Source organism: Modestobacter marinus (assembly GCF_011758655.1).
Classification (GTDB): domain Bacteria; phylum Actinomycetota; class Actinomycetes; order Mycobacteriales; family Geodermatophilaceae; genus Modestobacter; species Modestobacter marinus.
This window is the reverse complement of record NZ_JAAMPA010000003.1, coordinates 59,821-72,468: the sequence shown is the minus strand read 5'-3', so window position 1 is coordinate 72,468 and position 12,648 is coordinate 59,821. Positions and strand designations below refer to the sequence as shown.

Below are 12,648 nucleotides of genomic sequence, written 5' to 3'. Positions count from 1 at the left end.
CCGCACCGACGTTGGTGCGGGAGGCCAGCGTTGGATCAGGGCACCTGATCGACGCTGCAACGGCGGGCGGGGCGATCAGGCGAAGGCGAGCTCGGGTTCGGCCTCGGGCTCGGGGCGCACCGGCCGGCCGAACAGCCAGCCCTGACCCAGGTCCGCCCCCACGGCGCGCGCCTGGTCCGCGACCCGCTCGGACTCGATGCCCTCGGCCACCACGACCCCGCCCTGCAGGTGGGTCAGCTCGGCGAGCGCCCGGGCGATGGCCTGGGCTCCGGGTTCGTGCAGCCGGGAGACCAGGGTCTTGCTCAGCTTGACGACGTCGGGGCGCACCACGCTCACCAGCGCCAGGCTCGACCAGCCGACGCCGACGTCGTCCAGCGCGACCCGCCAGCCCAGGGTCCGGTGGTGCTCGAGCACCGAGAGCAGGTGCTCATGGTCGATCACCGCGTGCGAGGCCACCACCTCGAACACCAGCTGCCGGGGGTCGATGCCGCTGTCGTGCACCGCCCGCTCGGTGCTGGCCAGGCACACCGAGGGCCGGTGGACCGCCGCCGGGTCGGAGTTGACGTAGAGGTCCGCGCTGCCCAGCCAGCCGGCCGCGCCGCGGATGGCGGCCTCGCGGGCCACCCGGTCCAGCCGGCGCAGCCAGCCGGCCCGCTCGGCGAGGAAGAACAGGTCGCCGCCGCCGACCTCCCGTCCGTCGACCCGGCCGCGCAGCAGCGCCTCGTGGCCCACCATGCCGCCGGTCGTGAGGGACATGATCGGCTGGTAGACCGGCCAGAGCTCCGCGTCGGTGAGCAGGGCCATCTCCACGGTCACCCCCCGCCGGGCGAGCTCGGTGGCGAGGGTGGGCGCGGTCAGCAGCCGGGTGGCCAGGGCGACACCGTCGCTGGGCGGGTCGGTGGTCACCCGGACGGCCTCGATCTCGGCGGCGGTGAGCTCGCGGGCCAGCCGCTGGAACAGCCGGTCGATCCGCCGGCCGCCCTCGTCGTCCACGACGTCCAGCAGGCCGGGGGCGGTGCCGAGCCGCAGCCCCATCGCCCCGGCGACCCGGGAGATGCTGGGCAGCACGTGGTCGAGGGTGCTCGCCAGCAGCAGCCGGCGGGCACGCTCAGGGGTCTCCCAGGAGGGACGGACGACGTCGGCAGGCCCGTTCACCGCTGCAGGATGACCGACCGTGACGCCACGACCACGCAGGCGCGCGGACCGGGTGTCCCACCCGTCCCCAGCGCAGGGGAGATCACACGCCGTCGAAGATCAACACGGCTACTGTGCCAGGTGTGCCTCCCCTCACCCCCGACGACGCTGCACGCCGCAGCCGTGGCGGCCGGCCGCGCGACCCCTCCCGCGACGGGGCCATCCGGTCGGCGATCCTGCAGGTCCTGGCCGAGTCCGGCTACGCGGCGCTGACCATGGACGCCGTCGCTGCGTCCGCCGGCGTCGGCAAGGCCACGATCTACCGTCGCTGGCGGACCAAGTCCGAGCTGGTCGCCGACGCGGTGGCCGAGCTGAGCCAGAAGTCGATCGAGCCACCCGACACCGGCTCGCTGGAAGGGGACCTGCGGCTCCTGCTGCGCTGGCTGGTCGACGCGGTCAACGGCCCGCTCGGCGCGGCCACGCTGTCGCTGCTGTCGGCCCTGCCGCACGAGCCGGAGCTCCGCGAGGCCTTCCACAGCGGCCCCATGGAGGTCTGGAGCTCGACGTTCCGTCAGGTGTGGGAGCGCGCCGAGGCCCGCGGCGAGGTGCACCCGGCCGCGCTGGGCACCGCGGTGGCCTCGACGGCGAGCTCGCCGATCCTGCAGCGCTGGCTCTTCGGCGGGGAGCCGGTCTCGGTCGAGTTCGCCGACGAGGTGTTGACCGACGTCGTGCTGCCGCTGATCGAGGCCCGCCGCGCGGCGTGAACCGCGCCCCGGCCCGCGCCGGCGGCCTCAGGCCGCCGGCGCGCTCGAGCGGAAGGCCCGCAGCCGCAGGCTGTTGGTGACCACCAGCACCGAGGACGCCGCCATCGCCAGCCCGGCCAGCAGCGGGTTGAGGAACCCCAGGGCGGCCAGCGGCACCAGGGCGACGTTGTAGGCGAACGCCCAGAAAAGGTTGCCCTTGATCACCGCGAGGGTCCGCCGGGACAGCCGGACGGCGTCGACCGCGGCATCCAGGTCGGCCCGCACCAGGGTCAGGTCGCTGGCCTCGATCGCGACGTCGGCGCCCGAGCCCATCGCCAGCCCGAGGTCGGCCTGGGCCAGCGCCGGCGCGTCGTTCACGCCGTCCCCGACCATGGCGACCACCCGGCCCCGGTCCTGCAGGTCCCGGACGACGTCGACCTTGCCCGCGGGCAGCACCCCGGCGACCACCTCGCCGCGGTCGGGGTCCAGCCCCACCGAGCGGGCGACCGCCGCGGCGGCTCGGGCGTTGTCACCGGTCAGCAGCACCGGCGCCAGCCCCAGCTCCCGCAGCCGGCCGATCGCGGCGGCGCTGGTGGGCTTGACGGTGTCGGCGACGACGCAGACCCCGGCGACCGCGCCGTCCACGGCGACCAGGACGGCGGTCTGCCCGGCCTGCTCGGCCTGCTCGACCACCGCGGCCAGGTCGGCCGCCACCGGCCCCGGCATGGCCGAGGTGCGCCCGACGACGACGTCCCGGCCCTCGACCCGGCCCTGCACGCCGATCCCCTGCTCGCTGGCGAACCCCTCGACCTCGGGGAGCTCACCGGCATCGGCGACGATCGCCCGGGCGATCGGGTGCTCGGACCCGGCCTCCACGGCCGCCGCCAGCCGCAGCGTCTCCGGGTGCCCGGCCACCTGCACCAGGCTCATCTGCCCGGTGGTGACGGTGCCGGTCTTGTCCAGCAGCACGGTGTCGACGCGGCGGGTGCTCTCCAGCACCTCCGGGCCCTTGATCAGCACGCCGAGCTGGGCGCCGCGCCCGGTGCCGACCAGCAGCGCGGTGGGCGTGGCCAGCCCCAGGGCGCAGGGGCAGGCGATCACCAGCACCGCGACCGCGGCGGTGAAGGCGGCCGTCACGTCACCGGTCACCAGCAGCCAGGTGACCAGGGTGGCCACCGCGATGACCAGGACGACGGGGACGAACACCGCCGAGACCCGGTCGGCCAGCCGCTGCACCTGGGCCTTGCCGCTCTGCGCCTGGGTGACCAGGCGGCCGAGCTGGGCCAGTGTCGTGTCCGTGCCGACCCGGGTGGCCTCGACGACCAGCCGGCCGCCGACGTTGACCGTCGCACCGGTCACCCGGTCGCCGGCGGAGACCTCGACCGGCACGCTCTCCCCGGTCAGCATCGACAGGTCGACCGCGGAGCTGCCGCTGACGACGAGGCCGTCGGTGGCGACCTTCTCCCCCGGCCGGACGACGAACCGGTCGCCGACGACGAGCTGGCCGATCGGCACCCGGACCTCGCGCCCGTCCCGTAGGACGGCGGCGTCCTTGGCCCCGAGCTCCAGCAGTGCGGTCAGCGCGGCACCGGACCGGCGCTTGGCCCGCGCCTCGGCCCAGCGGCCGGCCAGCAGGAAGACGGTGACCGCCGCGGCGACCTCCAGGTAGATCTCGTGCGTGCCGGCGCCGCGCTCGGGCAGGAGCGTGAACTCCATCCGCATGCCCGGCATCCCCGCGTCGCCGAGGAACAGCGCCCACAGCGACCACAGGTACGCGGCGCTGATCCCGATCGAGACCAGGGTGTCCATGGTGCTGGCGCCGTGCCGGGCGTTGACCACGGCGGCGCGGTGGAACGGCCAGGCGCCCCACACCGCGACCGGGCTGGCCAGCGTGAGCGCGAGCCACTGCCAGTTGTCGAACTGCAGCGCCGGGACCATGGACAGCACCAGGACCGGCAGGGTGAGCGCGGCGCTGACCAGCAGCCGCTGGCGCAGTGCCGCCTCGGGCGTGGGGGCCGCCGTCTCGTCGGCCACCGCGGCGGCGTCCTCGGCGACCGGTGGGGCCGGCAGCGCCGCGGAGTAGCCGGCGGCCGCCACCGTGGCCACCAGCTGGTCGGCCTCGACCCGGGCTGGGTCGAACCGGACGGTCGCGGCCTCGGTGGCGTAGTTGACGCTGGCCTGCACGCCGTCGAGCTTGTTGAGCTTGCGCTCGATCCGGTTCGCGCAGCTGGCGCAGGTCATGCCGGTGATGTCGAGGCGGACCTCCTCCTGGGCGACGGGGCGCCCGTCGGCCGGGCCCCCGGCTGCAGACGGCTCCGCCTGGGGCCCGGCGCTCATGCCGGCTGGGCGGTGTAGTCGCCGGCCTCGGCCACGGCGGCCTGCACCTGGTCGGGGGTGACGTCGCCGACGACGTGCAGCCGGCCGGTGGCCAGGTCGACGTCGACCTCCTGCACGCCGGCGAGCTCGGTGACCTCCTCGGTGACGGAGGCGACGCAGTGCTGGCAGGTCATGCCGGTGACGGTGAAGTCCAGGGTCTGCACGGTGGTTCTCTCCTCGTTCGGCGGGTCAGGGGTGGTGGGTCAGGAACGGACGAGCCGGGCAATGGCGGCCGAGGCCTCGGCGATCTTCTCCTCGGCGGCGGCACCGTCGTCGTCGGCACTGCTGGCCACCGCGTCGCGGACGCAGTGGCCGAGGTGGTCGTCGAGCAGGTTGAGCGCGACCGCCTGGAGTGCCTTGGTGGCCGCGGAGACCTGGGTGAGGACGTCGATGCAGTACGTGTCGTCCTCGACCATCCGCGCGATGCCGCGGACCTGGCCCTCGACCCGCTTGAGGCGCGCGAGCACCTGGTCCTTGTTGCCGGCGTAGCCCGTCATGCCGAAGAACATACCCCCAGGGGGTACCCCTGGCAAGTGCGGTCAGTCGACCGGCAGGCAGACCCGGTCGTCCTCCTCCGGACAGCCGCCGGTGCCGGCGCTCGGGGTCCAGGTGCCCACGGTCACCAGCTCCGGGGAGGAGTACGCGGCGTTCTACAGGTCACCCAGCTCGACGGTGCGACCGGTGAACGGATCCCCCGCTGCCGGGCTCACCAGGTGGGCGGCGGTGGTGAATTGCTGCCCCACGCCGGCGGCCAGCGCGACGTGGTCGGTGGCCGGGGAGGTCAGGCCCGGCGCGGGCGCGGGCCCGCACCGGCGCCCGGCCCGCCGGCGGGCTCACCAGCCGCGGGTCCCCGGCTCCCCCTTGAACGGGCCCACGACCTCGTCGGTGATCCAGCCGCCGTAGAAGTCGCCGGCCTGGGCCCGCACCGGCTCACCGTCGACCGTGGCGCCGTCCAGCCGGCTCGGGTAGAAGGCGAGCGCGCCGCGCAGCTGCTCGTAGCCGGGGGTGGGCTGCTCGTAGGACCAGGCGATCGACGGGTGGCGCACGCCGTCGACGACGGCGTCCCAGTAGGTGGCCATGCCCTTGAACTCGCACCACGACGAGCCGGCGCCCCGCTCCAGGACGCTGGCCTCGACGTCGTCGCGCGGCACGTAGAAGACCGGCGGGTGGCTGGTCTCGCAGACCCGGACCGCACGGTCGGTGCGGGCGATCACCCGCCCGCCGAGGGTGAGCTCGAGGCGTCGCCCGGTCACCTCGGCCGACGGCGGTCGCGGGTAGCTCCAGACCGACTCCTGGCCGGGTCCGACGGGGTCACGCGGCGGTGGGTACACGCCGTCGAGTGTGCGCCCCGCCGACCGGGGTCAGGCGGCGCTCCCCCGGTCAGCGCACCCGGCGGTAGGTGACCTTGGGCTCGCGACGGTACGTGACCACGGGCTCCACCCGGGGGCGGTCGGTGTGCCGGATGCGGCGGACGACCTTCCGGGTCACGACGAAGGTGACGGTGAGACCGACCACGCCGACGATCGCGATGCCGGGCGGGCTCTGCAGGAACTCCTGCACCTTCGCCTTGCCCTGGTCGGCCAGGCGCTGCGGGTTCGTCCGGAACGCCAGTTCGTCCAGGGTGGCCCCCAGCGACTCGCGGGCGGCGTCGATCTCCTGCTGGATCTGCTCAGGGGTCCTCGGCACGGGCGACAGCCTGCCAGATCGGTTGGACCGCGGCCGAGTGGGCGCCTCCTAGACTCCCTCCAACGCGGGAGTGGTGTAACGGCAGCCACGCCAGGTTTAGGTCCTGGTGCCTTCGGGCGTAGGGGTTCGACTCCCCTCTCCCGCACGGGTCAGTGCCCCGGCGACGACTGGGTACGGGCCGTGACATGCGCGCCCCGAGCACGATCCGACGACCTCCCGCCGACCCCTCCGTCGAGACCGAGGGGCTGGCCACCCGGCTGGACCGGCCGATGGGCGCGCTCGGCCTGGTGTTCGTGCTGATCGTCCTGGGCCAGGCCCTGGCCCGGGAGCCCTGGCTGGTGACGACGCTGAGCGTCCTGGGCTGGCTCTGCTGGGCGGTCTTCGTCGGCGAGTTCGTCTTCCGGGCGGTCCGGGCGCCCAGCCAGCGCCGCTTCTGGCTGCGCAACTGGTGGCAGCTGCTCTTCCTGGCGCTGCCGTTCCTCCGCTTCGCCCGCGCGCTGACCCTGCTGCGCACCGCCCGCATCGGCGGGGTCCTGTCCGCCGCCGTCCGCGGCTCGCGGTCCGCCGGCCGGCTGCTCACCGGCCGGATCGGCTGGCTCACCGCGGTGACCGGCGTCGTCGTCCTGGCCAGCAGCCAGCTGCTGTACGTGGTCGGCGCCTACGACACCTACGGGCCCGCCCTGCACGACGCCGCGCTGGCCACCGTCATCGGGCAGCCGCTGGACACCGAGCACGGTCTCGCCCGGTTCCTGGAGGTGGCGCTGGCCGTCTACTCCGTCGCCGTCTTCGCGACCCTGGCCGGAGCGCTGGGCGCCTACTTCCTGGAGAACCGCCGCGGGGCGGAGGCGGACGGGGCCGCGTCCCGGCCCGAGGTGCTCAGCTGAACTCGACCAGCAGCTCCAGCTGCACCGACGGCGCCGTCGGGTCGTCGTCGTCGACCACGCCCAGCAGGCACACCCGGGCGTCCTCGATCCCGCGCAACGCCAGCCCCTCCACCTTGTGCACCCGGCCCCCGACCTCGGGCAGCGCGGCGATGTCGAGCACCGTCTCGCCGTCGACCAGGGCGAGGGCCGCGGCGACCACCGGCCCGTCGTCGACCGCGTTGGGGGTGTCCTCGGCGGCCGCCGACAGCAGGACCCGCCCGTCGGGCAGCGCGATCGCGTCCGTGACCGCCAGCCCCACCCCGGCCACCCGGCCGAGGTCGTAGGACCGGGGCGCCGAGACCGGCACCGCACCGGCGTCGGCCCGGCCCAGCACCGCGGCGACCAGGGCGCCCAGCGGCACGTCGACGCTGGCCGGCCCCTCACCGGCGGCGAGGTTGCCCCGGTGGAACCAGCGGACGGTGTCCTGGTGCCGGCTGGCCCCCTCCAGGTTCAGCTGGTCCGCCGGCACCTCCAGCAGCCGTCCCACCCGGTCGTAGAGCGGGCCGAGCTCGCCGGACCGGACGACGGGTTCGCCGTCCTCCAGGCGCACGAGCACCCCGCGCATGCGCCGGGGCGTCGACCCCGACCCCAGCAGCAGGACCGCCGGCTCCCCGTCCACCTCGGCCGGGCAGGCCACCTCCAGGTCGGGCTTGAGGTGCTTGGTGCCCGCCGGCTCGCTGAAGTGGTCCAGGCCCTCGACCGGCGGCAGCACGCGCACCGGCGTCACCCCGGCCGGCCGCACCCAGGCGGCGATCGTCGCGTCGTCCGGGGCGACCAGCCAGCCGTCGCCCAGCGGTGCGATCGCGGACGCCGCCGTCACCGGCGTCCCGTCGTCGAAGGTCAGCGCCCGGACGTCGTCCACCGTGATCCGCATGCCGCCCCCGTGCCCAGGAGGACGGCCGGGCACGCCTGCGATCAGCCCAGGGAGTCCATCGCCTCGGCCCGGAACTGGGCCAGGAACTGGTCGCGGGTGATGCCCCGCCGCTCGGCCTCCCGCTCGCAGAGCATGGCGATCACCAGCGACGACTGCCGGACGACGTCGGCACGGGTGTCCTCGTCGAGGCCGCCCAGCACCGCGGTCCAGGCCCGCCAGTCGCCGTCCCCGGCCGCCTCGGCCATCTCCAGCACCAGGCCGAACCGGCGCAGCGCCTCCAGGTCCGCCATCGGGCCCTCCCCCACTCCACCGGTCGCCCACCGCGCCCGCTCCGGCCCGACGGTAGCCACGCGGCCGGTGCGGGTGCGCAGGGCACCGGCGCGGAGGGACGGGTCACCCGGCCGGGTGGCCCACCGCCCGTCGGGCCACAGCTCGAGGACCCGCGTGCCGACCATCCCGGGGTGACGGATCCCGCGCCCGCTGGCGCCACCACGTACCCGGCGCCGGGCCCGGCCGCGGACCGGAGCGTCGTGCCCGAGCGGCTGGGCACCGTCCTGGTCGAGCAGGGCGTGCTCACCGCGGCCCAGCTGGCCGAGGCCCTGGCGCAGCACGAGCGGGTCGGTGCGCCGCTGGGCTCCGTCGTCCTGGCCAAGGGCTGGGTGACCCGGCGCGAGCTCTACGTCGGCCTGGCCGCGGTGTGGGGTGCGGACCTGGCGTTCGTCGACCCGGTGGAGGTCGACGAGGAGCTGGCCCGGCGCTTCCCCGCCGCGATGCTGGCCCGCGAGACCTGGGTGCCGCTGCGCGTCGAGGAGGACGGCGACGGCCTGCCCCAGGTCGTCGTCGCCACCGCCGGCCGCCCGTCGGCGCACATCGCCGAGGTGGTCGTGCAGCGCACCGGCGTCCCCCGGGTGCGGCAGGTCGTCACCACCGACTGGGACGTGCAGCGGGCGCTGCGCACCGTGTGGCGGGACGAGCTGGTGCACGACGCGGTGGACGCGCTGGCCGAGCGCCGGCCCGACGAGTCGGCGTCCACCGTGTTCGTCCGGCCCCAGCTCGCCGCCGCGGCCGCCCTGCTCGTGGCCACCGTGACCGGCCTGGTGCTCGACCCGTCGCTGACCATGCTCGTGCTCGTCGGCACGGTGAACGTCGCCGTCGCCCTCGCCGTCGGCGCCAAGGCCCTGATCAGCACCGTGGGCACCGCGTCGGAGACCGTCGAGCAGGTCACCGCCGCCGAGGTCGCCGCGCTGGAGGACGCCGAGCTGCCCGTCTACACGATCCTCGTCCCGGTCTACAAGGAGGCCGGGATCGTCGGGCTCCTGATGCGCAACCTGGCCGACCTGGACTGGCCCCGGGAGAAGCTGGAGATCCTGCTGCTGCTGGAGGAGGACGACCCCGAGACGCTGACCGCCGCACTGGCCGCCGCCCCGCCGGACATCGTGCGCATCGTCGTCGTCCCGCACTCGCTGCCCAAGACCAAGCCGCGCGCCTGCAACGTCGGGCTGGCCTTCGCCCGTGGCCAGTACGTGGTCATCTACGACGCCGAGGACCGCCCCGACGCCGACCAGCTGAAGAAGTCCCTCGTCGCCTTCCGCAAGGGCGGGGACGACCTGGTCTGCGTGCAGGCGGCGCTGAACTACTTCAACGCCCGGGAGAACCTGCTCACCCGGATGTTCACCTTGGAGTACTCCTCCTGGTTCGACTACACCCTCGCCGGGCTGGACCAGCTGCGGCTGCCCATCCCGCTGGGCGGCACGAGCAACCACTTCCGCACCGACATGCTGCGCGACCTCGGTGGCTGGGACCCCTACAACGTCACCGAGGACGCCGACCTCGGCATCCGGGCCTCCGCGCGCGGCCACCGCGTCGCCGTCGTCAACTCGACGACGTACGAGGAGGCCAACATGGCCGTCGGCAACTGGATCCGGCAGCGCAGCCGCTGGATCAAGGGCTACATGCAGACCGTCCTGGTGCACACCCGGCACCCGTGGCGGCTGCTGCGCAGCGTCGGCCCGCGGCAGACGGCCGGCTTCGCGCTGCTCATCGGCGGCACCCCGCTGATGTTCCTGGCCGCCCCGTGGCTCTACGCGATGCTGGTGGTGGAGCTCCTGTGGCCCGGGGCGCTCACGCCCGCGCTGCCCGCGTGGCTGGTGCAGGTGAGCCTGGCGAACCTGCTGCTGGGCAACGGCGTGATCATCTACCTGTCGCTGCTGGCCGGCTTCAAGCGGCGCACCTACGGCCTGGTGCCCTTCGCCCTGCTCTCCCCGCTCTACTGGCTGCTGCACTCGGTCGCCTCGTACAAGGCGCTGTGGCAGCTGGTGGTCAACCCGTTCTACTGGGAGAAGACCGACCACGGGCTGTCCAGTCACGTCCGGGTGGAGGACGTGCCGGGCATGGACGACGGCCCGGCGACGGCACGCCCGGTGCCGGCCCCGCGGGACGGCGCCCGGCTGACGGACCCGCAGGCCGTCCCCGTGCCACGCCCCGCGCCGGACGGCTCGCCGGCGGACCGGGCATGACCGCCGCCGTGGCCGCACCGCCGCGCGTGCCGATGCGCCGGGTGCTGCTGACCTGCGCGCTCGTGCTGGCCCTGCAGACCGCCGTCCTGCTCGCCGCCGGCCGGTCGCTGCACGAGGTGCTGCTGCCCGGTCTGCTGGTCCTGGTCGTGGCCTTCGGGCTGGTCTTCTGCCTGGGCGCGGTGACCGTGGCCGGCTTCGCCACCGGCGCGGCCGCGGCCGGCCTGGTGGTGCTGCAGCCGGGCACCCTGCTCCCGGTGCTCGGCGGCGCGGCGCTGCTGGCCGTGGGGTGCGGGATCGCGCCCGGCTGGGCCCGGGTCGAGGCCTGGCAGGCGGCGCAGTCCCGCCCGCTCACCGCGGAGGAGGAGGCCGCGGTCGCCCGGCGGGCGCCGGGCGTCGACCGCAGCCGCGCGTGGAGCCGCGGCCTGCGCGACCACTGGCGCTCCGACCGGGTGCTCGCGGCGTTCCTCGTGCTCTCGTTCCACCCGGTGCTGGCGGCGTCCTCGCTGTGGTTCGTCGACTGGACGCAGCGCCGCTGAGCTACCTGCCGCCGAGCACCTCGCCGATGACCGGCAGCAGCGCGGCGAACGCCTGCCCCCGGTGGCTGATCGCGTCCTTCTCCGCCGGCGCCAGCTCCGCCGACGTGACCGTCAGCCCCGCCGGCACGAACACCGGGTCGTAGCCGAAGCCGTTGCTGCCCCGCGGCTCCCGGACGACCGTGCCCCGCCAGTGCCGCTCCAGCACGTGCTCACCGCCGTCGGGGGTGACCAGCGCGGCCGCGCAGACGAACGCCGCACCGCGACGCTCGTCGGGGACGTCGGCCAGCTGCCCCAGGAGCAGGGCCGTGTTGGCCGGGTCGTCCCCGTGCCGGCCGGACCAGCGGGCGGACAGGATCCCGGGCATCCCGTTGAGCGCGTCGACGGCCAGCCCGGAGTCGTCGGCGACCGCCGGCAGCCCGGTGTACCGGACCGCCTCGCGTGCCTTGAGCAGCGCGTTCTCCTCGAACGTCGCCCCGGTCTCGGGCGCCTCCGGGTACTCCGGCACGTCGCGCAGGCCCAGCACCTCCACCCCGGGGACGGCGGTGACCAGCAGCCGCTGCAGCTCGGCGAGCTTGCCGGCGTTCCGGGTGGCCAGGAGCAGCTGGGTCATGCCGACAACGCCACCTGCTGGGCCAGGGTCAGCTCCGCGCAGCCGGCGACGGCGAGGTCGAGCAGCTGGTCCAGGGTCGCCCGGTCGAAGACGGCGCCCTCCGCCGTCCCCTGGACCTCGACGAAGCCACCGTCGCCGGTGCACACGACGTTCATGTCGGTGCCGGCGGCGACGTCCTCCTCGTAGGCCAGGTCGAGCCGCGGCTCGCCGTCGACGACGCCGACGCTGACCGCGGCCACCGAGTTCGGCAGCGGGGTGGCGCTGGCCAGCTTGCCGCGCTCGCCGAGCCAGCCCACCGCGTCGGCGAGGGCCACGTAGGCGCCGGTGATCGCCGCGGTGCGGGTGCCGCCGTCGGCCTGCAGGACGTCGCAGTCCAGCGCGATGCTGTTCTCCCCCAGCGCGGCCAGGTCGATGCTGGCCCGCAGGGACCGGCCGATCAGCCGGCTGATCTCGTGGGTGCGGCCACCGATCCTGCCCTTGACCGACTCGCGGTCGCTGCGGGTGTGGGTGGCCCGCGGGAGCATCGAGTACTCGGCGGTGACCCAGCCCAGGCCCGAGCCGCGGCGCCAGCGCGGCACGCCCTCGGTGACGCTGGCCGCGCAGAGCACGCGGGTGCGGCCGAACTCGACGAGCACCGAGCCCTCGGCGTGGTCGAGCCAGTTGCGGGTGATGGTCACCGGGCGGAGCTGGTCGGCCGCGCGGCCGTCGGGGCGGGTCACGTGGTCCGAGGGTAGTGCCGCCGTCGGTGGTCGCCGACCGCTCCCTCGGCGGCCGGGAGGCGACACCCAGCGACCACCGGCCGGCCGTGTCACCCTCTCCCCCATGCGCTCCGAGCTGCGATCCGTCCGGACCGGGGGCGTGGCCTCCGTCGTCGACCTGACCGACGAGTGCGCGGAGTTCGTCCGCGGCGAGGGCGACGGCCTGTTCCAGGTCTTCGTGCCGCACGCCACCGCCGGCATCGCGATCATCGAGACCGGCGCCGGCAGCGACGACGACCTGCTCGCCCAGCTGGACGAGCTGCTCCCCCGCGACGACCGCTGGCGGCACCGGCACGGCGCGGCCGGGCACGGCCGGGACCACGTGCTGCCGGCGTTCGTCCCGCCGCACGCCAGCGTGCCGGTGCTCGAGGGGCGGCTGGCGCTGGGCACCTGGCAGCGCATCTGCTTCGTCGACACCAACGTCGACAACCCCTCGCGGCACGTCCGGTTCAGCTTCCTGGCCGGCTGAGCGAGAGCCGGGTTGGGCCACGT

The 12,648-nt window shown here is 75.2% G+C and carries 15 protein-coding genes and 1 tRNA gene; 6 read left to right on the top strand and 10 right to left on the bottom strand.

What is annotated here, in order from left to right:
• Positions 1 to 75: 75 nt before the first annotated feature.
• Positions 76 to 1,155: an EAL domain-containing protein gene (locus tag FB380_RS21305; protein WP_166757379.1), complete on the bottom strand. Its 1,080-nt coding sequence runs from the start codon at positions 1,153 to 1,155 to the stop codon at positions 76 to 78.
• A 122-nt stretch (positions 1,156 to 1,277) separates the two neighbouring features.
• Here FB380_RS21305 and FB380_RS21300 point away from each other — a divergent pair, with 122 nt between their 5' ends.
• Positions 1,278 to 1,898 (top strand): TetR/AcrR family transcriptional regulator, encoded by a 621-nt coding sequence (locus FB380_RS21300; protein WP_166757378.1) that lies wholly within the window; start codon positions 1,278 to 1,280, stop codon positions 1,896 to 1,898.
• A 27-nt stretch (positions 1,899 to 1,925) separates the two neighbouring features.
• Here the strand turns inward: FB380_RS21300 and FB380_RS21295 are convergent, their stop codons facing one another.
• The 5 genes from FB380_RS21295 to FB380_RS21275 all read right to left on the bottom strand — a co-directional run bounded on the left by FB380_RS21295 (position 1,926) and on the right by FB380_RS21275 (position 5,939).
• Complete coding sequence (locus FB380_RS21295; RefSeq protein WP_166757377.1) at positions 1,926 to 4,214, bottom strand: heavy metal translocating P-type ATPase; 2,289 nt, start codon at positions 4,212 to 4,214, stop codon at positions 1,926 to 1,928.
• Complete coding sequence (locus FB380_RS21290) at positions 4,211 to 4,417, bottom strand: heavy-metal-associated domain-containing protein (protein WP_229682289.1); 207 nt, start codon at positions 4,415 to 4,417, stop codon at positions 4,211 to 4,213. Before FB380_RS21290 ends, FB380_RS21295 begins: the two co-directional genes overlap by 4 nt.
• Positions 4,418 to 4,456: 39 nt before the next feature.
• Positions 4,457 to 4,750 (bottom strand): metal-sensitive transcriptional regulator, encoded by a 294-nt coding sequence (locus FB380_RS21285; RefSeq protein WP_166757376.1) that lies wholly within the window; start codon positions 4,748 to 4,750, stop codon positions 4,457 to 4,459.
• Between the two features lie 336 nt (positions 4,751 to 5,086).
• On the bottom strand, positions 5,087 to 5,584 hold the full coding sequence (locus tag FB380_RS21280; protein WP_166757375.1) for a DUF427 domain-containing protein: 498 nt from the start codon (positions 5,582 to 5,584) through the stop codon (positions 5,087 to 5,089).
• 49 nt (positions 5,585 to 5,633) lie between these two features.
• Positions 5,634 to 5,939, bottom strand: a complete 306-nt coding sequence (locus FB380_RS21275) for a DUF3618 domain-containing protein (protein WP_166757374.1) — start codon at positions 5,937 to 5,939, stop codon at positions 5,634 to 5,636.
• Between the two features lie 64 nt (positions 5,940 to 6,003).
• Here FB380_RS21275 and FB380_RS21270 point away from each other — a divergent pair.
• Together FB380_RS21270 and FB380_RS21265 are read left to right on the top strand one after the other, a co-directional pair.
• Positions 6,004 to 6,084, top strand: a tRNA-Leu gene (locus tag FB380_RS21270).
• Positions 6,085 to 6,124: 40 nt separating this feature from the next.
• A complete protein-coding gene (locus FB380_RS21265) occupies positions 6,125 to 6,823 on the top strand; it encodes a hypothetical protein (protein ID WP_166757373.1) in 699 nt (232 codons plus the stop codon).
• Here FB380_RS21265 and FB380_RS21260 read toward each other — a convergent pair.
• Together FB380_RS21260 and FB380_RS21255 are read right to left on the bottom strand one after the other, a co-directional pair.
• Positions 6,816 to 7,736 carry a DUF6910 family protein gene (locus FB380_RS21260; protein ID WP_166757372.1) on the bottom strand — a complete coding sequence of 307 codons (921 nt, stop codon included), beginning with the start codon at positions 7,734 to 7,736 and terminating at the stop codon, positions 6,816 to 6,818. The genes FB380_RS21265 and FB380_RS21260 overlap by 8 nt on opposite strands.
• Positions 7,737 to 7,777: 41 nt before the next feature.
• Positions 7,778 to 8,026, bottom strand: a complete 249-nt coding sequence (locus FB380_RS21255) for a hypothetical protein (RefSeq protein ID WP_166757371.1) — start codon at positions 8,024 to 8,026, stop codon at positions 7,778 to 7,780.
• A gap of 171 nt (positions 8,027 to 8,197) precedes the next feature.
• On the opposite strand from FB380_RS21255, the gene FB380_RS21250 reads away from it, so the two are divergent.
• On the top strand, positions 8,198 to 10,252 hold the full coding sequence (locus FB380_RS21250) for a glycosyltransferase (protein WP_166757370.1): 2,055 nt from the start codon (positions 8,198 to 8,200) through the stop codon (positions 10,250 to 10,252).
• Positions 10,249 to 10,788, top strand: a complete 540-nt coding sequence (locus FB380_RS21245) for a hypothetical protein (protein ID WP_166757369.1) — start codon at positions 10,249 to 10,251, stop codon at positions 10,786 to 10,788. The genes FB380_RS21250 and FB380_RS21245 overlap by 4 nt, the downstream gene beginning before the upstream one ends.
• A gap of 1 nt (position 10,789) precedes the next feature.
• Here FB380_RS21245 and rdgB read toward each other — a convergent pair whose 3' ends face one another.
• Both rdgB and rph read right to left on the bottom strand, forming a co-directional pair.
• Positions 10,790 to 11,398, bottom strand: a complete 609-nt coding sequence (gene rdgB, locus FB380_RS21240) for an RdgB/HAM1 family non-canonical purine NTP pyrophosphatase (RefSeq protein WP_166757368.1) — start codon at positions 11,396 to 11,398, stop codon at positions 10,790 to 10,792.
• Complete coding sequence (gene rph / locus FB380_RS21235; protein ID WP_166757367.1) at positions 11,395 to 12,117, bottom strand: ribonuclease PH; 723 nt, start codon at positions 12,115 to 12,117, stop codon at positions 11,395 to 11,397. The genes rdgB and rph overlap by 4 nt, the downstream gene beginning before the upstream one ends.
• Positions 12,118 to 12,220: 103 nt before the next feature.
• On the opposite strand from rph, the gene FB380_RS21230 reads away from it, so the two are divergent.
• Positions 12,221 to 12,625, top strand: a complete 405-nt coding sequence (locus FB380_RS21230) for a YjbQ family protein (protein WP_166757366.1) — start codon at positions 12,221 to 12,223, stop codon at positions 12,623 to 12,625.
• The last annotated feature ends 23 nt before the right edge of the window (positions 12,626 to 12,648 follow it).